The 22,175-nt window shown below is 67.0% G+C and carries 18 protein-coding genes; 16 read left to right on the top strand and 2 right to left on the bottom strand.

The genetic code is table 11. The features are described from left to right. Positions 1-55: 55 nt before the first annotated feature. The 16 genes from ACZK08_RS08565 (at position 56) to cueR (ending at position 18,500) form a co-directional block, all read left to right on the top strand. On the top strand, positions 56-364 hold the full coding sequence (locus tag ACZK08_RS08565; protein ID WP_074901503.1) for a YerC/YecD family TrpR-related protein: 309 nt from the start codon (positions 56-58) through the stop codon (positions 362-364). Between the two features lie 33 nt (positions 365-397). Then, complete coding sequence (gene hisG, locus ACZK08_RS08570) at positions 398-1,309, top strand: ATP phosphoribosyltransferase (RefSeq protein ID WP_053516728.1); 912 nt, start codon at positions 398-400, stop codon at positions 1,307-1,309. Continuing rightward, positions 1,306-2,601, top strand: coding sequence for a histidinol dehydrogenase (hisD, locus tag ACZK08_RS08575; protein WP_065175580.1), 1,296 nt, complete (start codon positions 1,306-1,308; stop codon positions 2,599-2,601). The genes hisG and hisD overlap by 4 nt, the downstream gene beginning before the upstream one ends. After that, a complete protein-coding gene (gene hisC, locus ACZK08_RS08580; protein WP_065182703.1) occupies positions 2,598-3,692 on the top strand; it encodes a histidinol-phosphate transaminase in 1,095 nt (364 codons plus the stop codon). Before hisD ends, hisC begins: the two co-directional genes overlap by 4 nt. Continuing rightward, the gene (gene hisB, locus ACZK08_RS08585) at positions 3,689-4,762 is read left to right on the top strand and encodes a bifunctional histidinol-phosphatase/imidazoleglycerol-phosphate dehydratase HisB (protein ID WP_053516725.1); all 1,074 of its coding nucleotides are present in this window, start codon (positions 3,689-3,691) and stop codon (positions 4,760-4,762) included. Before hisC ends, hisB begins: the two co-directional genes overlap by 4 nt. Continuing rightward, positions 4,759-5,361, top strand: a complete 603-nt coding sequence (gene hisH, locus ACZK08_RS08590) for an imidazole glycerol phosphate synthase subunit HisH (protein WP_053516724.1) — start codon at positions 4,759-4,761, stop codon at positions 5,359-5,361. Before hisB ends, hisH begins: the two co-directional genes overlap by 4 nt. Further along, positions 5,358-6,092, top strand: coding sequence for a 1-(5-phosphoribosyl)-5-[(5-phosphoribosylamino)methylideneamino]imidazole-4-carboxamide isomerase (gene hisA, locus ACZK08_RS08595; protein WP_053516723.1), 735 nt, complete (start codon positions 5,358-5,360; stop codon positions 6,090-6,092). The genes hisH and hisA overlap by 4 nt, the downstream gene beginning before the upstream one ends. After that, complete coding sequence (hisF, locus tag ACZK08_RS08600) at positions 6,086-6,862, top strand: imidazole glycerol phosphate synthase subunit HisF (protein ID WP_053516721.1); 777 nt, start codon at positions 6,086-6,088, stop codon at positions 6,860-6,862. Before hisA ends, hisF begins: the two co-directional genes overlap by 7 nt. Next, positions 6,852-7,472 carry a bifunctional phosphoribosyl-AMP cyclohydrolase/phosphoribosyl-ATP diphosphatase HisIE gene (hisIE, locus tag ACZK08_RS08605; protein WP_065182702.1) on the top strand — a complete coding sequence of 207 codons (621 nt, stop codon included), beginning with the start codon at positions 6,852-6,854 and terminating at the stop codon, positions 7,470-7,472. Before hisF ends, hisIE begins: the two co-directional genes overlap by 11 nt. 124 nt (positions 7,473-7,596) lie before the next feature. Further along, positions 7,597-9,186 (top strand): calcineurin-like phosphoesterase C-terminal domain-containing protein, encoded by a 1,590-nt coding sequence (locus tag ACZK08_RS08610; RefSeq protein WP_065182701.1) that lies wholly within the window; start codon positions 7,597-7,599, stop codon positions 9,184-9,186. Between the two features lie 157 nt (positions 9,187-9,343). Further along, positions 9,344-10,366, top strand: a complete 1,023-nt coding sequence (locus ACZK08_RS08615; protein WP_065182700.1) for a glucokinase — start codon at positions 9,344-9,346, stop codon at positions 10,364-10,366. A 50-nt stretch (positions 10,367-10,416) separates the two neighbouring features. Next, positions 10,417-11,415: a glycosylasparaginase gene (locus tag ACZK08_RS08620; protein ID WP_065182699.1), complete on the top strand. Its 999-nt coding sequence runs from the start codon at positions 10,417-10,419 to the stop codon at positions 11,413-11,415. Next, complete coding sequence (locus ACZK08_RS08625) at positions 11,412-12,152, top strand: copper homeostasis protein CutC (RefSeq protein WP_065182698.1); 741 nt, start codon at positions 11,412-11,414, stop codon at positions 12,150-12,152. The genes ACZK08_RS08620 and ACZK08_RS08625 overlap by 4 nt, the downstream gene beginning before the upstream one ends. Before the next feature lie 295 nt (positions 12,153-12,447). Further along, complete coding sequence (locus ACZK08_RS08630; RefSeq protein WP_478452684.1) at positions 12,448-15,405, top strand: TonB-dependent receptor plug domain-containing protein; 2,958 nt, start codon at positions 12,448-12,450, stop codon at positions 15,403-15,405. Positions 15,406-15,556: 151 nt separating this feature from the next. Continuing rightward, positions 15,557-18,049 (top strand): heavy metal translocating P-type ATPase, encoded by a 2,493-nt coding sequence (locus tag ACZK08_RS08635; protein ID WP_065182696.1) that lies wholly within the window; start codon positions 15,557-15,559, stop codon positions 18,047-18,049. 13 nt (positions 18,050-18,062) lie between these two features. Further along, on the top strand, positions 18,063-18,500 hold the full coding sequence (gene cueR / locus ACZK08_RS08640; protein ID WP_065182695.1) for a Cu(I)-responsive transcriptional regulator: 438 nt from the start codon (positions 18,063-18,065) through the stop codon (positions 18,498-18,500). Positions 18,501-18,588: 88 nt separating this feature from the next. Here cueR and ACZK08_RS08645 read toward each other — a convergent pair whose 3' ends face one another. Together ACZK08_RS08645 and ACZK08_RS08650 are read right to left on the bottom strand one after the other, a co-directional pair. Beyond that, positions 18,589-18,783: a heavy-metal-associated domain-containing protein gene (locus ACZK08_RS08645; RefSeq protein ID WP_053516712.1), complete on the bottom strand. Its 195-nt coding sequence runs from the start codon at positions 18,781-18,783 to the stop codon at positions 18,589-18,591. Between the two features lie 157 nt (positions 18,784-18,940). Further along, positions 18,941-22,015, bottom strand: coding sequence for a TonB-dependent receptor (locus ACZK08_RS08650; RefSeq protein WP_065182694.1), 3,075 nt, complete (start codon positions 22,013-22,015; stop codon positions 18,941-18,943). Positions 22,016-22,175 lie beyond the last annotated feature (160 nt).

Consider the following 22,175-nt stretch of genomic DNA (forward strand, 5'->3'; position numbering starts at 1 on the left):
CAAGAATGCGCTAATGTACTAGCGTGCTATTACATTGATGCAAGAGATCCGCCCCGTGAAAGCCCGCCCCGACATCGCCGCCAAAGACCCCCAGGCCGATCTGGAAGCCCTGGCCCAGGCGTTCGCGGCCCTGCGTGAGCCGGAGCAGGTCATGGCTTTCCTGCGTGACCTGTGTACTCCGGCCGAGCTGGAGGCCATGGCCGACCGCTGGAAAGTGGTGCCGCTGCTGCAGCAGGGGGTGCCATACCGCGAGATCCACGAGCGCACCGGGGTCAGCGTGACCACCACCGGGCGGGTGGCGCGCTCGCTCGAGCATGGCCATCGAGGCTATGCCGCCGCCATCGACCGTCTGGCCTCGCGCTGATCCGCGCCCCGTACCGAACTTCGAGACCTTCCCATGAGTGCAACCCAGGCAGCCCCGGCACGAGACCGGCTGCGTATCGCCATCCAGAAGAGCGGGCGGCTTGCCGAGCCCGCCCGCAACCTGCTCAGTGCCTGCGGCCTGAGTTGGCGCGAAAGCCGCGACAAGCTGTTCTGCTACGGAGAATCGTTGCCGGTGGACCTGCTGCTGGTGCGCGACGACGACATTCCTGGCCTGATTGCCGACGGTGTCTGCGACCTGGGCATCGTCGGTCGCAACGAACTGGACGAGCAGGCCGCCGCGCGTCGCCAGATCGGCCTGCCGGATGCCTATCAGGCCCTGCGGGGGCTGGGTTTCGGCCAGTGCCGGCTGATGCTGGCGGTGCCGGAGGACTGGCAATGGCAGGGGCCGGCGCAGCTGGCCGGCATGCGCATCGCCACCAGCTATCCCGCCATCCTCAAGGCATGGCTGGTTGAGCAGGGCGTGGACGCGCAGGTGGTGGAGCTGTCCGGTTCGGTTGAGATCGCCCCACGGCTGGGCACGGCCGACCTGATCTGCGATCTGGTGTCGAGCGGTGCCACCCTGCGTGCCAACCAGCTTGTGCCGGTGCACAACCTGCTGGACAGCGAGGCGGTGCTGGCCGGTGCGGTGCGCGTGCCCGATGACGCTCGAGCGGGCCTGCGCGCCATGCTGCTGCGCCGTCTCGATGGCGTGGTACAGAAGCAGGACCGCAAGCTGCTGATGTTCCGCGCCAGCGAAGACCGTGTTGATGCCCTGGCCCAGCTGCTGGCCGATGCCGGGCCGCTGGAGCGCCTGCCGGCTGACGGCGGCACGCTGCGGCTGCAGACCATGTGCCCCGGACCACTGAGCTGGCAGCGCATGGAAGAGCTTGAGCGTGCGGGCGCGCAGGGCCTGATGGTGTTGAGCGTGGAGCGGTCGCTGGCATGAATCGTCTGATCTGGTCGCAACTTGATGAGGCTGCGCGCAGCGCGGCACTGACCCGCCCGGTGCAGGCCGTGGCCCAGCAGACGCGCGATGCGGTCGCGACCCTGATCGCGCAGGTGCGCGCGCAGGGCGACGAGGCGCTGCGTGTGATCACCGCACGCTTTGACGGTGTGCAACTGCCGTCTTTTGAAGTGTCTGACGCCGAATTCGCGACTGCCGAAGCGGCGGTGCCAGGCGATCTGCGCCAGGCCATGGTGGAAGCGGCCGGGCGCATCGCGCGCTTCCACAGCGCAGGCATGGGCCAGGGCTATGCGGTGGAGACCGCGCCGGGCGTGGTCTGTGAACGCATGCTGCGGCCGATCGGCCGGGTCGGCCTGTATGTGCCGGCCGGCAGCGCACCGTTGCCGTCCACGGCGTTGATGCTGGGCGTGCCGGCGCAGCTGGCCGGGTGCCCGCAGGTGGTGCTGTGCACACCCCCGCGCGCCGACGGCAGCGCCGATCCGGCGGTGCTGGTGGCTGCCCGGCTGACCGGCGTGCAACGCGTTTTCAAGCTGGGCGGCGCGCAGGCGATCGCTGCGATGGCCTATGGCACCGCCAGCGTTCCGGCCTGCGACAAACTGTTCGGGCCCGGCAACAGCTTCGTCACCGAAGCCAAGCAGCAGGTCGCGCAGAACGGTGCAGCGGCGATCGACATGCCTGCAGGGCCGTCGGAAGTTCTGGTGATTGCCGATGCCGGTGCCAATCCGGCGTTTGTGGCTGCCGATCTGCTGTCGCAGGCCGAACACGGCCCCGATTCGCAGGTGCTGCTGCTGACCGATGATGCCGCGATGCTGGCCGCGGTCGAGGCCGAAGTGGAACGCCAGGTCGCGCTGCTGCCGCGGCAGGATATCGCCCGCCAGGCGCTTTCGGCGTCGCGCCTGATCCTGGTCGACACGCTGGCCGATGCCTTCGCGATCAGCAACCGCTACGCCCCTGAGCACCTGATCCTGGCCCTGCGCGAACCACGCGGCTGGCTTGATCGGGTGCAGGCTGCAGGCTCGGTGTTCCTGGGTGATTACACCCCCGAGGCATTGGGCGACTACTGCAGTGGTACCAACCATGTGCTGCCCACCGCAGGCGCCGCACGTGCGTACAGTGGTGTCAGCGTGGCCAGCTTCCAGAACTTCATCAGCGTGCAGAGTGCCAGCGCCGCCGGGTTGGCGGCGATCGGCGGCTGCGCGCGCACCCTTGCCAGCGCCGAAGGGCTGGACGCGCACGAGCGCGCCGTTGCCCTGCGCATGGAGGTGGCTGCATGAATGCCGGGATCGACGAGGTACTGGCGCTGGTGCGCCCCGACCTGCAGGCCTTTGCAGGTTACAGCTCGGCGCGCAGTGCGGCAGTGCAGGGCGATGTCTGGCTGAACGCCAACGAATCGGCCTGGGCCAACCCCGCGGACGCCGAGGGCCGCAGCCGGCGCTATCCAGAGCCCCAGCCACAGGCGTTGCGCGATGGACTGGCTTCGCTGTATGGCGTGCAGCCGCAACAGGTGCTGGTCGGGCGCGGCAGCGATGAAGCCATCGACCTGCTGGTGCGCGCGCTGTGCGTGCCGGGGCGCGATGGTGTGCTGGTCACGCCGCCGGTGTTCGGCATGTATGCGGTCTGTGCACGGCTGCAGGGCGCGCCTCTGATCGAGGTGCCTCTGGTCGATGCCGCCGACGGCCTGCGCGCTGACCTGGATGCGGTGATCGAATCGGCCAGAGCGCGCAATGCGAAGCTGGTGTTTCTGTGTGCGCCCTCCAACCCGGCCGGCAGCGATATCGCCCTGGCCGACATCGAGCGTGTGGCCGAAGCCTTGCGCGGTCGGGCGCTGGTCGTGGTCGATGAAGCCTATGTCGAGTACGCGCAGCGTCCTTCGGCGACCTCCCTGCTTGCCACGCACGCCAATGTGGCAGTGCTGCGTACGCTTTCAAAGGCCCATGCGCTGGCGGCCGCACGGATCGGAACGTTGATCGCCGCAGCGGAACTGATCGCGGTGCTGCGTCGCTGCCAGGCACCGTATCCGGTGCCGACGCCGTGCGCGGAACTGGCGGTGCAGGCGCTGCAGCCGGGAGCGCTGGCACGCACACGCGAGCGCGTGGCCACCGTGATCACCGAACGCGAGCGCCTGCGTACTGCGCTGCAGGGCCTGCCTGGCGTACGCCAGGTCCATGCGTCCGCAGGCAACTACCTGCTGGTGCGCTTTGCCGATGCCCAGGGCGCGTTCGATGCGTTGCTGGCGGCCGGCGTGGTGGTGCGCGACCAGCGTGCAGCCCCGCAGCTGGACGATGCGCTGCGGATCAGCATCGGCAGCCCCGAAGAGAATGACCGCGTGCTTGCGGCCCTGTCGGCCCGGAGGGCCGTTGCATGACCCCGATCCTGTTCATCGACCGCGACGGTACCCTCATCGAGGAACCTTCCGACTTCCAGATCGACGCCTACGAGAAGCTGCGCTTCGTGCCGCAGGTGATTCCGGCACTGCTGAAGCTGCGTGATGCCGGCTACCAGTTCGTCATCGTCACCAACCAGGATGGGCTCGGCAGCGAGGGCTATCCGCGCGCCAGCTTCGATGGACCGAACGATCTGATGCTGCAGATCTTCGAAAGCCAGGGCATCGTGTTTCGTGATGTGCTGATCGACTGCAGCTGGCCACAGGACAATGCCCCGACCCGCAAGCCCGGCATCGGCCTGATGACGGCCTACCTGCAGGACCGCAGCATCGATTGGGCACGCTCGGCGATGGTCGGCGACCGCATCACCGACCTGCAGTTCGCCGACAACCTCAACATCCGTGGCTTCCAGTTGCGCACGGAGCAGTTCGGCGGTGACTGGGACTGGCCGGGCATCGCCCACGCACTGGCCGATGCGCCGCGCACGGCCGTGGTCCAGCGCAACACGAAGGAAACGAAGATACGCGTCGAGCTGGATCTGGATCGCGCCGGTGACGCCAACATCCGCACCGGGTTGCCGTTCTTCGACCACATGCTGGAACAGATCGGCAAGCACGGTGGTTTTGCGCTGGACATCCGCGCCGAGGGCGACCTGCACATCGACGAGCATCACACCATCGAGGACACAGGGCTGGCGCTGGGCCAGGCGCTGCGCGAAGCCTTGGGTGACAAGCGCGGCATCGGCCGCTACGGGTTCACCCTGCCGATGGACGAGACCCTGGCCAGCGCAGCGCTGGACTTCAGTGGCCGGCCCTATTTCGTCTTCGAGGGCGAGTTCAAGCGTGAGCGCGTTGGCGACATGCCGACCGAACTGGTGCCGCATTTCTTCCGCTCGCTGTGCGATGCAGGTGGATTGAATCTCAATCTGCAGGTGCGTGGCGACAATGACCACCACAAGGTGGAGGCCTGTTTCAAGGCGCTGGCCCGCGCGCTGCGCCCGGCGCTGGCGCGCCAGGGTACGGCGCTGCCCTCGACCAAGGGGGCCCTGTGAGCGAAGTCGCGCTGATCGATGCCGGCGGTGCCAATCTGGGTTCCGTACGCTATGCGTTGGAACGGCTGGGCGCCAGTGTGCGCCTGGTACGCGACGCAGAGGGGCTGGCGGGCGCACGGCGGGTGATCCTGCCCGGCGTCGGTGCGGCAGGGCCGGGCATGCAGCGCCTGCACGCGCAGGGACTGGTGGAGCCGTTGCGACGGATCGAGGTGCCGTTGATGGGCATCTGCCTGGGCATGCAGCTGCTGTTCGAGCGCTCGGAAGAAGCCGGCGTGGAAGCGCTCGGCCTGATTCCCGGGGTGGTGCGCAAGCTGGTACCGGCGTGCGGCATCCGCGTGCCGCACATGGGCTGGAACCGCCTGCTGCCACTGCGGTCCTCGCTGCTGCTGCGCGATGTGCCTGATCGTGCAAGCGCCTACTTCGTGCACAGCTATGCGGCGCCATTGAACAGCCACACGGTGGCCGCCTGCGATCACGGCGGCCTGTTCACTGCCGTGGTGGAGCAGGGGCGCTACTTCGGTGCGCAGTTCCATCCCGAACGCTCCGGCGATACCGGATCGCTGATGTTGCGCAACTTCCTCGAGGGCACCGCTGCATGAGTTTCACGGTCTACCCCGCACTGGATATCCGCGAAGGCCGTGTGGTGCGGCTGCGGCAGGGCGATTACGCGCAGGAAACGCACTACGGCGACGATCCCCTGCCGCGCGCGCAGGCATTCGCCGCGCAGGGCGCGCGTTGGATGCACCTGGTCGATCTGGACGCAGCGCGTGCCGGTGGCTACACGCTGGCCCCGCTGCTGGCGGCGGTTCGCACGCAGACGACGTTGCAGGTGCAGACCGGCGGCGGTGTGCGTGGGCGTGATGATGTGGCGCGCATTCTCGATGCGGGCGCGAGCCGGGTGGTGGTAGGGTCGCTGGCAGTGCGCAGGCCCGATGAAGTGGTCGGCTGGCTGCAGGCGTTCGGTGCCGATCACATCACCATCGCGCTGGATGCACGCCAGGACCCTCAGGGCCAGTGGCAGCTGCCGGTGCATGGCTGGACCGAGAACGCGGGCGTGACCCTGGATGACCTTGCGCTGCGGTATGCACGGGCGGGCATGCGCCACCTGTTGTGTACCGATATCGCCCGCGACGGCATGCTGGCCGGGCCGAACATCGGCCTGTACCAGCACCTGGTGTCGCTGCTGCCGGGCGTGCAGGTGCAGGCCTCCGGTGGCATCCGCGATGTGGCCGACGTGGCCGATGCGCGTGCTGCCGGCTGTGGCGGCGCCATCCTTGGCAAGGCGCTGCTGGAACAGCGCATGGACCTGGCGGAGGCGCTGGCATGCTGAGTCGCCGCATCATTCCCTGCCTGGACGTGCGCGAAGGACGGGTGGTCAAGGGGGTGCGCTTCCGTGACCACGTGGACATGGGGGATATCGCCGAGCTGGCGCAGCGTTACCGCGACCAGGGGGCCGATGAGCTGGTGTTCTACGACATCGGCGCCAGCCCCGAGGCGCGTTCGGTCGATGTGGCCTGGGTCGAGCGCATCGCACGGCTGATCGATATCCCGTTCTGCGTAGCCGGTGGCATCGACAGCGTGGAAACCGCACGGCGGGTGCTGTTTGCCGGTGCCGACAAGATCTCGATCAATTCGCCGGCACTGGGCCGTCCCGCACTGATCGACGAGCTGGCTGCCGAGTTCGGCGTGCAGTGCGTGGTGGTCGGCGTCGACTCGGTGCGCGAGGCCGATGGCGAATGGCGGGTGCGCCGCTTCAGCGGCGACCCGGACAAGACCCGAGCGGTACCCATACGGACGCTGGATTGGATCGTCGAGGCACAGCGCCGCGGCGCAGGCGAGATCGTGCTGAACTGCATGGACAGCGATGGGGTGCGCCGCGGCTACGATGTGGCCCAGCTGCAGCAGGCGCGTGCGTTGTGCCAGGTGCCGCTGATCGCGTCGGGCGGTGCGGGCACGATGGAGCATTTCGCCGAGGCCTTCGACCGCGCCGACGTGGATGGTGCGCTGGCCGCCAGCGTGTTCCACAGCGGCGCCATCGCCATTGCAGACCTGAAGCGCTACCTGCGCGAACAGCAGATCGAGGTACGGGATGTCTATTGAGGTGCGACCGTCGCTGGAGGCCCTGCAGGGGCTGGACTGGAGCAAGGGGGACGGCCTGCTGCCCGCGGTGGTGCAGGACGCCGATACCCTGCAGGTGCTGATGCTGGGTTACGTCAGCGCGGAGTCGCTGGCCGCGACGCTTGCCGTCGGGCACATGACCTTCTACAGCCGCAGCAGGCAGCGCCTGTGGACCAAGGGCGAGCAGTCCGGCAACGTGCTGGCGGTGCAGTCCATCAGCGTGGACTGCGATGCCGATACGCTGCTGGTGCTGGCCCGCCCGGCAGGACCGACCTGCCACACCGGTGCGGAGAGCTGCTTCGACCAGGCGCCGAAGGATTTCCTGGGCGGGCTGGGGCAACTGGTGGCCCTGCGTGAAGCACAGCGTCCACCCGGCAGTTACACCACCCGCCTGTTCGAGGACGGCATCCGCCGTATCGCGCAGAAGGTGGGCGAGGAGGGCGTGGAAACCGCTCTGGCCGCGGTCGCACAGGATGACGCGGCGCTGCTGGGCGAGGCTTCGGACCTGCTGTACCACCTGCTGGTGCTGCTGCGCGCACGCGGCCTGTCGCTTGACGACGCCCGGCGGGTGCTGGAAACGCGCCATCGTTGATGGTTGCATGTGGCCTGCGGTCCGCACGCGCTTTCGGCGCCGGCGCCGGCCCGGTTGCATCCGGGCGGCAGATAGCCATGGCTCCGCTCTACAATAGGTAGTCTTCTTCTTTGCCGGATTGCCCATGAAATCGCCCGCTGCGTGGCTGTGCTGCCTGTTGCTGACCTCGCCGGCCTGGGCTGCGGATGCGGTTGTCAGCGGCAAGGTCTACCTGGAACGCGACGGCAGGCCCGGCCGTGGTGCGACCGACCCGGGCCTGGCCGGGGTGCAGGTGTCCAACGGCGAGCGCATCGTGAAGACCGCAGCCGATGGCAGCTACAGCCTGCCCGTGCGCGAGGGCCAGACGGTGTTCGTGATCAAGCCGGATGCGTACGCGTTCCCGAAGGCGAGCGACGGGCTCCCGTCATTCTGGCGTCATTTCCAGCCCAACGGCTCGCCTGCACTGAAGTACGGTGGCATCGCCGCAACCGGCGACGCCACCCGCAACTGGGACTTCGCGCTGCAGACGGATCGTCATGACAACCGGCGTGGTTTCCAGATGCTGGTGTTCACTGATTCACAGACCGCAAGCCTCAAGGACATCGGCTACTACCAGCAGTCCATCGTGGCGCCGCTGGTCGGCCAGACCCGGGCGCGGCTTGGCACGACGCTCGGCGATATCGTCAATGATGACCTGACGCTGTATCCGGCCATCAACAAGGTCACCACGCAGCTGGGCGTGCCGTGGTTCCATGTGCCGGGCAACCACGATCTCGATTTCGATGCCGCCGTCGACGAGCATTCGCTGGACAGCTGGCGCAACGTCTACGGCCCGGACACGTACGCCGTGGAGGAGGGCGGTGCCAGCTTCGTGTTCCTCGATGATGTGGTGTACGACCCGAAGGCGAGGCCGAGCTACGTCGGTGGCCTGCGCGAGGATCAGTTCGCGTTCCTTGCCGCCTACCTCAAGGGTCTGCATCGCGACCGCCTGCTGGTGCTGGGCATGCACATTCCGCTGTTCGATGCAGCGCCGGGTCGTGAGAGCTTCCGGCACGCCGACCGGCAGCGCCTGTTCGACCTGCTGAAGGACTTCCGCAACGTGCTGGTCCTGAGCGGCCACAGCCACACCCAGCAGCATGTCTACCATGGCAAGGCCGAGGGCTGGCACGGCGAAAAGCCCCTGCACGAGTACAACGTCGGTGCCAACTGCGGTGCGTTCTGGTCCGGCGTGAAGGATGCTGCCGGCGTGCCGGACAGCACCATGAGCGACGGCACGCCAAAGGGCTACGCGTTGCTGGATGTGGCTGGCAACGGCAGCTATCGCCTGCAGTATCGCGTGGCCGGCGCGCCAGCCAGCGAACAGATCGGCCTGCATGCGCCGAAGGTGCTGCGCCAGGGCGCGTATCCGGCATGGGGCGTGTACGCCAACGTGTACATGGGTGAGGACGCGAGCGTGGTCGAGTACCGCGTGGACGGTGGGGCATGGCAGCCGATGAAGCAGGTCCGCCAGCCCGACCCGCGGCTGCTGGTGGAGAATGCGGCGGACGACCTGTCCAGCGTGCTGCGCGGTTACGATCGCTCGCCGGAGGCCACCGCTTCGCCGCATCTGTGGCGCGGCGCGCTGCCCACCCACCTGGCCGTGGGCGACCACAGGATCGAGGTGCGTTCGACCCAGCCGGATGGTGCGGTATTCACTGCCACCACCCGTTATAGTCTGCAGACCGCAGAGCCCTGATCCGCAGGTGCCGCTGCGCGCTGCGTCCGGGCTGCCGCCACCCGGGCGCTGCGGACAAGGCCATGGCAGGGCCGGCATGCCGGCGCCGCGCCGCGCTAGGCAAAGCGACCCTGATGCCTGAGAATCGGTGCGATTCAATCGATTCAAGCAGGCCAGAGTGACCATCGCAGCAGTGCCCCCGGTTTCCACCGACTCCTCCCGCGGCGGTCTTCCGCGAAGCCTGATCGTCGCCGATGTCGGCGGTACCTTTGCCCGCCTGGCGCTGGCTGAAACGCTGCCCGGGCAGGCGCCACGGCTGGGCAGTCATCGCACCTACGCGTGTGCCGATCATTCCAGCCTGGCGGCGATTCTGGCCGACTTCACCCGGAGCCTCGCACTGCCGGTGCGGTCGGCGGTGGTCGCCATCGCCGGCCTGCTCGATGGCGATGTGCTGATCAATGCCAATCTGCCGTGGACGGTGTCGTTGTCCGCCACCCGCGCACAGTCCGGTCTGGACGATCTGCAGCTCATCAATGATTTCGAGGCGGTGGCACTGGCCATTCCCTACCTGCAGGCCGACACCCTGGTTCCATTGAACGGCGATGCCGACCCGGCGATGGCGTTCCCGGCGCTGGTGCTGGGGGCCGGTACCGGCCTGGGCGCGGCGCTGCGCTTCGCCGATGGCGGGCGTCCGGTGCTGCCCAGCGAGATCGGCCACGCTGCCCTGGGGGCCGGCAACGCGCTGGAGCTGGAGGTGCTGGGCAGGCTGCTGCAGCGGTGGCCACATGTGGACAACGAGCGTGTGCTGTCCGGCAGCGGTCTGATGAATCTGTATCCGTGCCTGTGCGAGCTGCGTGGCGTCACTCCGGTGTGGTCCAGCACCGAAGCGCTGATCGGCGCCGCACGCAGCGGCGAAGACGCACTTGCAGTGGAGACGCTGCAGGTGTTCTGCGCCTGGCTGGGCAGCCTGGCCGGCGATGCCGCCATCGCCGTGGGGGCCCGCTCGGTGTACCTGGCGGGCGGCATTTCCACCCACGTGCAGGATTTCCTCGCCGATGGCCGCTTCCGCGAGCGCTTCCTCAACAAGGGCGTGCTGGCCGACGTGCTGCGGCAGGTGCCGGTATGGCGGGTCGAACACGGCCAACTGGGCGTGCTGGGCGCCGCCGTCTGGCATGCGGCGCGGTACCCCGTACACGATTGATCGGTGCTGCCGGCATCGGGCCGGCGACACGTTGCAGACTGGGAGGCAACATGGTGGATCGCAGGCAGTTCCTGCAGGCCGGAGCGCTGGTGGCAGGCATGGCCGCCCTGCCGGGCGTACAGGCACGTGTGCAGGGCGGAGCGAAGGTGGTCTCGACCTGGGATTTCGGTGTGCCGGCCAACCAGGCGGCATGGAAGGTCCTGGCGCAGGGCGGCAGTGCCCTGGACGCAGTGGAGGCCGGCGCACGCTGGGCCGAGAGCGAGCTGTGCAATCCCACCGTGGGCCATTGCGGCAATCCGGATCGGGACGGCGTGCTGAGCCTGGACGCGAGCATCATGGACGGCGATGGCCGCTGCGGTGCGGTGGCCGCGCTGGTCGACATCCCGCACCCGGTGTCGGTGGCCCGCAAAGTGATGGAAAACAGCCCGCACGTGTTGCTAGTGGGTGAAGGGGCGCAGCAGTTCGCCGTGCAGCAGGGCTTCGAGCGCAGGCGTCTGCTGACGCCGCAGGCCGAAGCGGCCTGGCGCGAGTGGTTGAAGACCGAGAAGTACCAGCCCCAGATCAACGCCGAGCGACGTGGCCTTCCCGGCAACAGCGACAACCACGACACCATCGGCATGCTGGCGCTGGATGCCCGGGGCCATCTCGCCGGTGCCTGCACCACCAGCGGCATGGCCTGGAAACTGCACGGCCGGGTCGGCGACAGTCCGATCATCGGCGCGGGCCTGTACGTCGACAACGAGGTCGGTGCCGCCACCGCATCGGGCGTGGGCGAAGAGATGATCCGCAATGCGGCCTCGTTCCTGGTGGTCGAGCTGATGCGCCAGGGTCGAACGCCCGCCCAGGCCTGCCGTGAGGCGATCGACCGCGTGGTACGCAAGCGTCCCGAGGCAAGCAGGACCCTGCAGGTGTGCTTCCTGGCCATGAACAAGCAGGGCGAGGTGGGCGCCTATGCGCTGCATCGCGGTTTCGTCTATGCCGTCTGCGATGCGCAGCGCCAGGACGACCTGCGCGATTCACCGTCGATCTACACGAGCACACAGGCGTGAGCACGCGGCTCACCCTGGAGATCGCCAGCAACTCGCTGGCTTCGGCGTTGGCCGCGCAGGCCGGTGGTGCCGACCGCATCGAACTGTTCGACAACCTTGCCGAGGGCGGCACCACACCGTCGTTCGCCAGCATCGCCATGGCCCGCGAACGCCTGTCGATTCCGCTGTTCGTGCTGGTGCGGCCGCGGCCGGGCGATTTCCACTACGACGCCTTGGAGGCCGAGCTGATGCTGCGCGATATCGCACAGTGCCGTGCGCTGGGCTGCGATGGCGTGGTGATCGGTGCGTTGGACCGGCAGGGCGATATCGATCTGCCCCTGTGCCGCGCGCTCATCCAGGCGGCGGGTCCGCTGCAGGTGACGTTCCACCGTGCCTTCGACGCCGCGCGCGACCTTCCGGCGGCGTTGGAGCAGGTGATCGCTCTGGGGTGCAGCCGTGTATTGACGTCCGGGGGACAGGCCAGCGCGGCTGCCGGTGTCGACGTGCTGGAAGGCCTGGTCGCCCGGGCGGCGGGGCGCATCAGCGTGATGGCGGGTGCTGGCCTGGACCCGGCCAACATCGCTGCGGTGGCGCGGCACAGCGGCTGCGTTGAGCTGCACGCGTCGGCCAAGCGCCGCCGGCACTCGGCCATGCAGTTCCACAACCCGGCACTGCGCGGGCTGGACCCGCACTGGGATCAGACCGATGCCGCAATCGTGGCGGGGCTGCGGCGGGCGCTGGACGGCGATCTGTCCTGATACCGGGCGAAGTCGGTTCCGCGCGGGTCTGCCGCTCGCGTGTCATCAGTTCATCTCCGGCCTGCGGCGGCCAACCTGCGCAAGCCACTGATTCATCTACTTTTCAAGCGGGGACGGCAGCGGATCCGCAGCGGCGTGTTGCGCCGCGGAATGCTCTCTCCGGTTCAGCCGTGCTTTAGTTTGGATCGATCCACAGGGGGGCGCCGGAACCGGCTTGAACCGACCCGGCACCTGGATCTTCCGTAGTGCCGCGCCACCACCCATCCGTGCGACCACACCCTCCGAGAGCGACCACATGGCTCAGTTCGTCCGCAATCGTCGTCACCTGCTGTCCCAGGCCCTGGTCCTGGCCCTGCTTCCGCTGGCTGCCAATGCACAGGAAGTCTCAGGTTCGTCCACCAAGGATCTCGACGCGGTCACCGTCACTGGCTCGCGCATCAAGCGCGCCAGCGTCGAAGGCCCAGCTCCCGTCAACGTGATCACCGCGCAGCAGATCCAGAAGGAAGGCTTTGTCAGCGTGTACGATGCGCTGAAGACATTGACCGAAGCCACCGGCACCGTGGAGGCGGCGTCGCAGTGGGGCTCGCACACGCCCAACGCCAGCGGCCTGAATCTGCGCGGGATGGGCCCCAACCGCTCACTGCTGCTGGTCAATGGCCGTCGCGTGGCCGACTACCCGTTGCCCTATGGCGGGGAGACCAATTTCTCCAACTACGGCAACATTCCCGCCGCTGCGGTGGAGCGCATCGAGGTCCTGACCGGCGGCGCCTCTGCGATCTACGGCTCGGATGCCATTGCAGGCGTGGTCAACGTCATCCTGAAGACCCACTACGACGGCGACGAAGTGCGCGTGCGCGGCGGCACCTCCACTGAAGGTGGTCGCGATACCTGGGATCTGTCGTGGGCGGGTGGCAGGACCGGAGACAACTGGAGCGTGACCTACGCGCTGCAGTACACCAAGCGCGATCCGCTGTTCGGCCGTAACCGGCCGCAGATGGATGATGCCGATGATGCGCCGCGCCCCTCCTGGAACATGGAACAGCGCAAGGTCGGTTTCCGTCCTACCGCCGGCCTGGCCCTGATCGACCCGGGTACCGGCCAGCGACTGGCGCCGCCGACCGGCACCTGCGAGAAGTTCGACGGCGAGTACTACACCGCCGATCGACTGGTCTACAACTACAACACCGATACGATCACCAATACCGGGCAGTTGTGTGGCATGACGGCCGACTATGCCAACTGGCTGCTGACCGGTGGTGCCGAGAATGTGTCCGGCAATCTGTATGCCACGTTCGATTTCGACAGCGACCTGCAGGGCTGGACCAACCTGGCGGTGTACCGGTCGGAGGCGATCTGGGGGACCAATCCGCCCAGCGTGACGCTCATCGATGATGACAACGGCTACTACTGGGATGCCAACCGCAACCGCGCGATCCTGGGCGTGCGCCAGTTCACGCCCAACGAAGTGGGCGGCCTGGACACCCTTCGCAACACCAACCGGGAGCTGTCCTGGGACTGGAGTGCAGGCCTGCGCGGGCGCCTGGCGGACCGCTTCGACTGGAGTGCCACCATCGGCCGTTCCTACTACCGCGTGGAAGAGCGGCAGAATGTAGTGGACGAGCAGAAGTCCTATGACTTCTTCCTCGGCCCGCGCCTGGGTACGACGGCGGATGGTGAAGCGATCTACGCACTGGACGAAGCACGCTGGTGGAACCCGCTCACGCCGGACCAGTACTGGCAGATGGGTACGGTGGCGAAGAACCGTGCGTCTTCCTGGGTCAACCAGGCGTCGGCGGACATCACCGGTGAGTTGTTCCAGGGCTGGGCGGGGCCTGTTTCGTTCGCGGCGGTGGCCGAGGTGGCGCAACAGGGATATCACCTCGCTCCCGACCCTCGCGCCGGCATCGATTTCGACCTGCAGAACGTTGATCGCGGTGGCGGCGAGCGCACGCGCTACTCGGCGGGCGTGGAGTTCAAGATTCCACTGCTGGACAGCGTGATCGCCACCGCGGCGGCACGCTATGACCGTTACGGCAGTTACAAGGCCGACGCCAATGTAGAGGCGCTGGAGATCGGCAGCCAGAAGGAGACCACCTGGAATGTCGGTCTGGAATGGCGGCCGGTGGAGTCGCTGCTGGTACGCGGTTCCTACGCCACCAGCTTCCACGCGCCTGACATGCACTACCTGCTGGGGCAGCCCAGCAGTTCCGAGGTGCAGACCTATGACCGCCTGCGTTGCATCGAAAGCGGTGCCTATCTGGTCAACAACTGTGGAGTGGGCAATACCGATGTCTGGTACACGTTCGACGTGAATCGTCGCGGTACTCCGCTGCTGCGCTCGGAAACGGGGGATTCATGGACGGTCGGATTCGTCTGGGATGTGATGTCCAATCTTTCGATCAGTGCCGACTACTGGGCCATCAAGCTGGAGGACATGATCGTCGATGTCGGCGCCGACGAGGTGCTGGCCAGCGAAGCGGGCTGCCGCACGGGACTGAACATCGACGGCACGCCGTGGGCCAATCCGGCCGGTGCGGACTACTGCGCCGGCATCCTCGCGCGCGTGAACCGCGACAGCAATGGCCGCCTGGTGTCGATCGAGCGGGGGCCGTTCAACCTGGCCAGCCGGGAGGTCCGCGGTATCGACCTGACCGCGCGTTACCGGTGGGACAGCGCGGCATGGGGAAGCTTCCAGTTCGGCGTGAACTACACCAACCAGCTGTCGACCAAGGAGCAGCGCTATGCCGCGGATCCGAATCCGCAGCGCCGTGACCGCGACCTGCGCAGCAAGCTGCGAGCGAGCCTGGCCTGGCAGCGTGGTCACTGGAACGCGAATGTGTACGCCGACCGCATCGGCTCGGTGCCGGGCGTGCGTTACCACTGGGGCACCGACCGCCTGGACAATCCCGGCGGCTGCCTGCCGTTCGCCGATGGCTACGTACCCAGCGACAGTCCTTCGCTGGACTGCCTGGAACCTGCCACGCGTCCCGACGGTTCGCCGAATCCGAATCCGAACGCCGGCCAGCGCACGGCGCGCTACTACGGCCGGGTTGGACCGTTCATCACCTGGAACGTCAATGTGGGCTATCAGGTGACTGAACGCGCCAAGGTCAATGTGTACGTCAACAACGTCTTCAACTCGGCCAGCTGGAACCACAAGGATCCCTACAAGCTGGACTACGATTTCGCGCCGACCCGGTTGCTCGGTGCGGTCGGCCGCGAGTTCGCGCTGGAATACGTGTTCACGTTCTGAGCCCGCGCCATGGATCCACCCTCGACCGGTGGATCCATGCCCCGCGGATGAACTGACCGCTGGGCCGCCGGACAGGACAGGCTGGATTTGACCTTCCCACGATGGCAAGGTTTAGCCTGTTCCGGTCCAGAAGGAACCCGGGAATCCAGTCATGAGCCTGTCGCACGCCAACACCGCCGCTTCCGTGCCTGATCCGATCAGCCTGCCCATCGAAGGCATGACCTGCGCGAGCTGCGTAGGCCGGGTCGAGGCCGCGCTGGCCAAGGTGGAGGGGGTCGGCAGCGTCTCGGTGAACCTGGCCACGGAACGTGCCGATATCCGTCCGTCGGGGCCGGTGGACCGCGCCGCCTTGATCCAGGCGGTGCACAAGGCCGGCTATGAGGTTGCGGCCACGACCGTGGAGCTGGCCGTGGAGGGCATGACCTGCGCGTCCTGCGTGGGCCGGGTCGAACGCGCACTGCTGGCCGTGCCGGGCGTGAGCGCGGCGAGCGTCAACCTGGCCACCGAGCGTGCCACCGTTCGCGGCGCAGCAGACGTGGAGGCGCTGCTGGCGGCGATCGACAGGGCGGGCTACGGCGCTCGTCTTCTCGATGGCAGCGCGCAGGCCGATGACGGCGGGGAGAAGAAGGACGCCGAGCGTGCTGAACTCAAACACGCGCTGATACTGGCCAGCGTGCTGGCCCTGCCGGTGTTCATACTGGAGATGGGATCGCATCTGATCCCGGGCATGCACCACTGGGTGATGTCGACCATCGGGTTGCAGGCCAGCTGGTATGTGCAGTTCGTGCTGACCACGCTGGTTCTCGTGATTCCCGGCCGGCGCTTCTACCAGAAGGGCATTCCGGCACTGCTGCGTTTGGCACCGGACATGAACTCGCTGGTCGCGGTGGGCACCGCGGCGGCGTTCGGCTACTCGGTGATCGCGACCTTCGCACCGCGGCTGCTGCCGCCCGGCACGGTGAACGTCTATTACGAAGCTGCGGCGGTGATCGTCGCGCTGATCCTGCTGGGCCGCTTTCTCGAGGCGCGTGCCAAGGGCCGTACGTCGGAAGCCATCAAGCGGCTGGTCAAGCTCCAGGCCAAGGTCGCCCACGTAGTACGCGATGGTCGGGTGGTCGACGTCCCGGTGGGCGAGGTGGTCAGTGACGACCTCGTGGAAATACGTCCCGGCGAACGCGTCCCGGTGGATGGCGAGGTGGTCGAGGGGCGCAGCTTCGTCGATGAGTCGATGATCAGCGGTGAGCCGGTTCCGGTTGAAAAGGCATCGGGCGCGGCCGTGGTCGGTGGTACGGTCAACCAGCAGGGAGCACTGACCGTGCGTGCCACGGCGGTAGGTGCGCAGACCGTGCTTGCGCAGATCATCCGCCTGGTTGAACAGGCACAGGGGTCGAAACTGCCGATCCAGGCCGTGGTCGACAGGGTCACGCTGTGGTTCGTGCCTGCGGTGATGCTGGCCGCGTTGGCCACCTTCGTGGCGTGGCTGCTGCTCGGGCCGTCCCCGGCGCTTACCTTCGCCCTGGTCAATGCCGTGGCCGTGCTGATCATTGCGTGCCCCTGTGCGATGGGGCTGGCAACGCCGACCTCGATCATGGTCGGCACCGGGCGGGGCGCGGAGATGGGCGTGCTGTTCCGCAAGGGCGAGGCACTGCAGTTGCTGAAGGATGCGCGGGTGGTGGCGGTGGACAAGACCGGAACCCTGACCGAGGGCCGCCCGCGATTGACCGATCTGGAGCTGAGCAACGGTTTTGCGCGAGCGGCGGTGCTGGGCGCGGTCGCGGCCGTTGAATCGCGCTCGGAGCATCCGATCGCACGCGCGATCGTGATGGCCGCCGAGGAGGAGGGCATCTCCGTGCCGGCCCTGCAGGAGTTCGAATCGGTCACCGGCATGGGGGTGCGTGCGATCGTGCAGGGAAGCCGCATTGAAGTCGGGGCCGACCGGTTCATGCGAACGCAGGGCGTTGATATCGATGGCGTTGCCGCGCTGGTGCAGCGTCTGGGAGGTGAAGGAAAGTCGCCGCTGTACGCCGCCTTCGATGGCCGGCTGGCAGCGGTGATCGCAGTGTCCGACCCGATCAGGACGAGCACGCCGGCCGCCATCACCGCACTGCATGCGCTGGGACTGAAGGTGGCGATGATCACCGGCGACAATGCGCGCACCGCACAGGCGATCGCACGCCAGCTGGGCATCGACGAGGTCGTGGCCGAAGTGCTGCCCGAAGGCAAGGTGGAGGCGGTGCGACGCCTCAAGGCTGCGCATGGTCACGTGGCCTTCGTCGGCGACGGCATCAACGATGCGCCGGCGCTGGCGGAGGCGGATGTGGGCCTGGCCATCGGCACCGGTACCGATGTGGCGGTGGAATCGGCCGATGTAGTGCTGATGTCCGGCAGTCTGCTGGGCGTGCCCAATGCCATCGCGCTGTCCAGGGCCACCCTTGGCAACATCCGGCAGAATCTGTTCTGGGCCTTCGCCTACAACACCGCTCTGATTCCGGTGGCCGCCGGCGTGCTGTATCCGGCTTTCGGCATCCTGCTGTCGCCGGTATTCGCCGCCGGTGCGATGGCACTGTCCAGCGTGTTCGTGCTGGGCAATGCACTGCGCCTGCGTCGCTTCCGGGCGCCAATGGCCGACGCCGCCAGCCACTGAAAAGGAGACTGTCTTGAACATCGGTGAGGCCGCGAAGGCATCGAGCGTTTCGGCGAAGATGATCCGCTACTACGAGCAGATCGGGCTGATTCCTGCTGCCGACCGTACGGCATCCGGCTACCGGGCCTATTCGCACGCCGACGTGCATCGACTGCGGTTCATACGCCGCGCGCGGGACCTGGGATTCTCGGTCGCCGAGATCACGGATCTGCTGGGTCTGTGGAACGATACCTCGCGCCACAGCGCCGACGTCAAGCGCCTGGCCGAGCAGCACATCGATGATCTCGAGCAGCGCATCGACCACATGCGGCAGATGGCCGATACGCTGAAGTCGCTGATCAGCTGCTGTGCGGGCGACGAGCGGCCGGAGTGTCCGATCCTGCAGCGGCTGGAGGAGGGCGAGGAAGGCGCGGAGCCAGTCGCGGCGCGGCGGCAGGCGCGCCGGAGCTGAGCCGCGGGGCGCAGGGGTCTTCGCACCTGCGCGGCGGGAGTGCTGTGGCTCCTTCAGAAGGACGTGGGCATCGCCCGGAGCCGGGCGATCAGGCGGTGCGCGGCGGGAAGCCTGCGTCCTTCACAGCGGCGAAGATCTCCGCTTCGCTGGCCGTGGTCTGCACCTGCACGCGGCCTGTCGGCGGATCGGCGACCACGCGGGCCTGCGGATCAACGCTCTGGATCGCGCGGGTCACGCTGCGCGCGCATCCGCCGCAGGTCATGCCGTCAACATGGAAGTCCATCTGTAGCTCCTTCGGTTCCGGGGAATGCAGCCAGTGTGCACCTTCCAACGATGGCAGGGTCAAGTGATGCCTCCGCGGTGCCCATGAAAAACGGCAGCCACCTGTACCAGCGTGGCTGCCGTGGAGGAATGTCCCCGCGCCGGGCGGGGCGACTGCCTTAGAACTTCCAGGTCGCGCCGAAGTACAGCTGGCGGCCCGCGTAGGTATTGGAGATCAGGCGGGCCTTGGTGTCATTGCCCAGATGCACGCGCTGCTCGGACTTGGTGGCGTTGATCACCGACGCGGTCAGGGTCCACTCCGGGGTGAGGTTGTAGGCCACGTTGAGATCAAGCTGGTCGTACGGCTCGGTGTAGACCGTCATGCCGTTGTTCAGTCCGCCGACCACCTGGCCGCGACGGTTGTACGAGGCGCGGGCAAGGAACGTGTCGTTCTCGTAGAACACCGTCACGTTGGCCTGGTTCTTGGCGCTGCCGACCAGCGGCGACGAGCCGATGTTCTGCCCATCCAGCACGATCGAGGCCAGGTTGGTGTCGTTGTAGGTGTAGTTCGCCTGCACGCCGACGCCGAAATCGAAGGTGTACTGGCCGTACAGCTCCACGCCCTGCGACACACCGTCCTGGCCGTTGGCACGGGTCTCGTAGTCCTGCACGGTCACGGTTTCGCCACCGACCTGCATCTGCATGTCGCGCACGACAGGCACGGTGAAGTTGTCCACGTTCTTGCGGAACAGGCCCACGCCGGCCACCGCGCCAGGCTGGAAGTACCACTCCAGGCCGAGGTCGAACTGGGTGGCCTCGAAGGGTTCAAGCTGCTTGTTGCTGCCGTCGCCGGTCCAGCCCGGGGTCGGTGCACCGCCGGCCACGCGGCGGTCATTGACGTACTCCTCGCTGTAGTAGCGCAGGCTGCCCGGAGCGCCGATCTCGGTGTAGCCGGGGCGTGCGATGACCTTCGAGGCGGCACCGCGCAGCAGCAGGGTATCGGTGATGTCCCAGGCGATGTTGAAGCTCGGCAGGACGTCGGTGTAGGTGCGGTCCACGCCCAGCAGCTCGAAACTCTTGCTCTGTGCCAGGTTGTACGGCAGGCGCACGAAACCGCTCTCGCAGCTGTAGTTCGGGTAGGCCGCCGCGGCCGGGTCGGAGCACGCCATCGGTGCGCCTGCGGCGTTGTCGAGGAAGTAGTCGTCGAAACGCTCGATCGAATCGGTGGACTGCGCCAGCTGCTTGGTGCGCACCACGCGCACGCCCACGTTGCCGCGCACCCGCTCGGTGCGGAAGTTGGCCTGGAAGTAGCCCGAGTAGATCTTCTCGTTGACGTTGTAGATGAAGTCGTCCTCGACACGGTTGTGCGAACCGCCGTAGGTCTTGTTCAGGTAATCGATGTAGGCCGGATAGTTGATGCCCGGGAACACGTTGGTATTGAAGCCGCCGGGGATGTTGCTGATCGGGTTGGACAGGAAGAAGCCGGGCTGGGCGATATTGGCCGTAGGGTCGCAGCCGCTCTGGTAGCGGTTGTTGTCGTAGTCCGACGGGTCTCGGCCCTGGCACACCCAGTAGGTATTGCCGGTGTTGCGGTGCACCGTGCCGTCACGATACTTGGCACCGAACTGGATCGAGTCCAGCCAGCCGGATTCGAACAGCTTGGTGACATCGGCCTGGAAATAGTTCTGCTTGATCTCGGTCTGCTTCCAGGACGAGTCGGTCGAACCGGTGTCGATCTCGGCGATGCCGGCCATGAGCTGCTGCTGCAGGTCGGGAGCGAAGGTGCCCGACGGCGTGCCGGTCAGGTCCCAGGAGGTGCTGCTGGACGATTCCCACACGCCATTGGTCTGCCGACGCGGTTTGGCCGACATGCGGAAGTTCATCGAGGGACCGCCTTCGGACCAGGTACGGCCGCCGGTGAACGACGCTTTCCACAGCGGGCTGATGTCCCAGTCGATGCTGAGGTCGGCGGTCTGCGAGAGCGCCTTTTCGCGGCTGTAGCCGCCGGTGAGCTGCGGGGTCGGAATGGTGCAGTCATCGGGGCCCCAGCCCCCCGGCTCGAGCCCGGCCGCTTCGGCCTCGGCTTCATTGCAGTAATAGGTCTTGCCGGCCAGCTTCTCGAACTGCGCGCCGGTGACGACGGTGCCGCTGGGATCGAAGTCCAGCCCGTTGAGCATGCGGCCGCCGGCCCAGTTGCCGTCACCATTGAAGCGGGCCATGCTCCACTCCGGCACCTTCAGCATGTGCTGGGCGTAGTTGCCCTCCAGCTCGAAGCGGAAGTAGTTGGCCGTCATGGTCACGTTGTCGACCGGCTTGAACTGGAAGGTCAGCTGCCCGCCCTTGCGCTCGCGCGTTTCCTCCTTCACCGCGAAATTGACCGAGGTCGGCATGAAGAAGTCGGTGTAGTTGCGACCGTTCTGGTTGTTGAAGCCGGAGTTGCCCCACCAGTACTCGATGCCGTCCTGCAGCATGGGGTTGCCATGCACGTCGCGCGCATCGGTATCGGTGCCGTACCACTGATAGTTCTCGGTGGTGACTTCCATGGTGCGGCTGGTGCGCTTCTGCTGGGTCACGCCGACCAGCACGCCGAAACGCTCGTCCTTGCTGTGCCACGAGTACAGTGCGGAGGCCTGCGGATCGATGTCGTGACTGGTATCCGACGAGGTGCCTTCAAGGGTGACGAAGCCCGAGTTGGACTCCATGTCCAGAGGGCGCCGGGTGTGCAGGATGACCGTGCCGCCGATGCCGCCTTCATCGATGCGCGCTTCCGGCGATTTGAACAGCTCGGCGCTGGACAGCATGTTGGACGGCAGAAGGGTGTAGTTGAAAGAGCGGGTCGCCTCGTCGTTGGTCTCGGAGGTGGCGACGTAGTTGCCGTTCAACTGGGTCAGCGTAAGGTCTGCAGCGAGGCCGCGCACGCTGACCGTCTTGCCTTCGCCGCCGTCGCGGGTGATGACCACGCCCGGTACGCGCTGCAGCGCGTCGGCCACGTTCTTGTCGGGGAACTTGCCGACGTCTTCGGCCGTGATTACTTCGACCACGGCGTTGGCGTCGCGCTTCTGCTCAAGGCTCTTTTCGATGGCGTAGCGGTAGCCGGTGACCTGGACGCTGTCCAGCGTGGTGGCGTCGGGCGTGCCGGTGGTGGCCTGCTGCGCGGCGGCGCCCGCCGGCAGGACGGCGGCGGCCAATGCCAGCGCGATGGCCAGCGACAGCGCGTCCTGGCCATGCATGCGTATTGAGTGACTCATTCCCATCTCTCCCTCTCTCCTGGATTGATCCGGTGACGTGTGACGTGGTGCGGATGACTTGAATCGATCTAATCTGTGGTGATGCCGGTGCGGTCGCTACGCAGTTGCAACTGCATCCTTTGTCTGTGCCGGCCCGTCCTGTCGCTGCTTCCCCAAACTCCCGGCC

This window comes from Stenotrophomonas sp. 112478_Sma, assembly GCF_056479905.1.

Excerpts from the sequence above, each read along its gene's own strand:
- ACZK08_RS08650 (WP_065182694.1), bottom strand. The coding sequence starts at position 22,015 with ATGGGAATGAGTCACTCAATACGCATGCATGGCCAGGACGCGCTGTCG.
- hisG (WP_053516728.1), top strand. The coding sequence starts at position 398 with ATGAGTGCAACCCAGGCAGCCCCGGCACGAGACCGGCTGCGTATCGCC.
- ACZK08_RS08620 (WP_065182699.1), top strand. The coding sequence starts at position 10,417 with ATGGTGGATCGCAGGCAGTTCCTGCAGGCCGGAGCGCTGGTGGCAGGC.
- hisIE (WP_065182702.1), top strand. The coding sequence starts at position 6,852 with ATGTCTATTGAGGTGCGACCGTCGCTGGAGGCCCTGCAGGGGCTGGAC.
- hisB (WP_053516725.1), top strand. The coding sequence starts at position 3,689 with ATGACCCCGATCCTGTTCATCGACCGCGACGGTACCCTCATCGAGGAA.
- ACZK08_RS08635 (WP_065182696.1), top strand. The coding sequence starts at position 15,557 with ATGAGCCTGTCGCACGCCAACACCGCCGCTTCCGTGCCTGATCCGATC.
- ACZK08_RS08645 (WP_053516712.1), bottom strand. The coding sequence starts at position 18,783 with ATGGACTTCCATGTTGACGGCATGACCTGCGGCGGATGCGCGCGCAGC.
- ACZK08_RS08630 (WP_478452684.1), top strand. The coding sequence starts at position 12,448 with ATGGCTCAGTTCGTCCGCAATCGTCGTCACCTGCTGTCCCAGGCCCTG.
- hisD (WP_065175580.1), top strand. The coding sequence starts at position 1,306 with ATGAATCGTCTGATCTGGTCGCAACTTGATGAGGCTGCGCGCAGCGCG.
- hisC (WP_065182703.1), top strand. The coding sequence starts at position 2,598 with ATGAATGCCGGGATCGACGAGGTACTGGCGCTGGTGCGCCCCGACCTG.
- hisF (WP_053516721.1), top strand. The coding sequence starts at position 6,086 with ATGCTGAGTCGCCGCATCATTCCCTGCCTGGACGTGCGCGAAGGACGG.
- hisA (WP_053516723.1), top strand. The coding sequence starts at position 5,358 with ATGAGTTTCACGGTCTACCCCGCACTGGATATCCGCGAAGGCCGTGTG.
- ACZK08_RS08610 (WP_065182701.1), top strand. The coding sequence starts at position 7,597 with ATGAAATCGCCCGCTGCGTGGCTGTGCTGCCTGTTGCTGACCTCGCCG.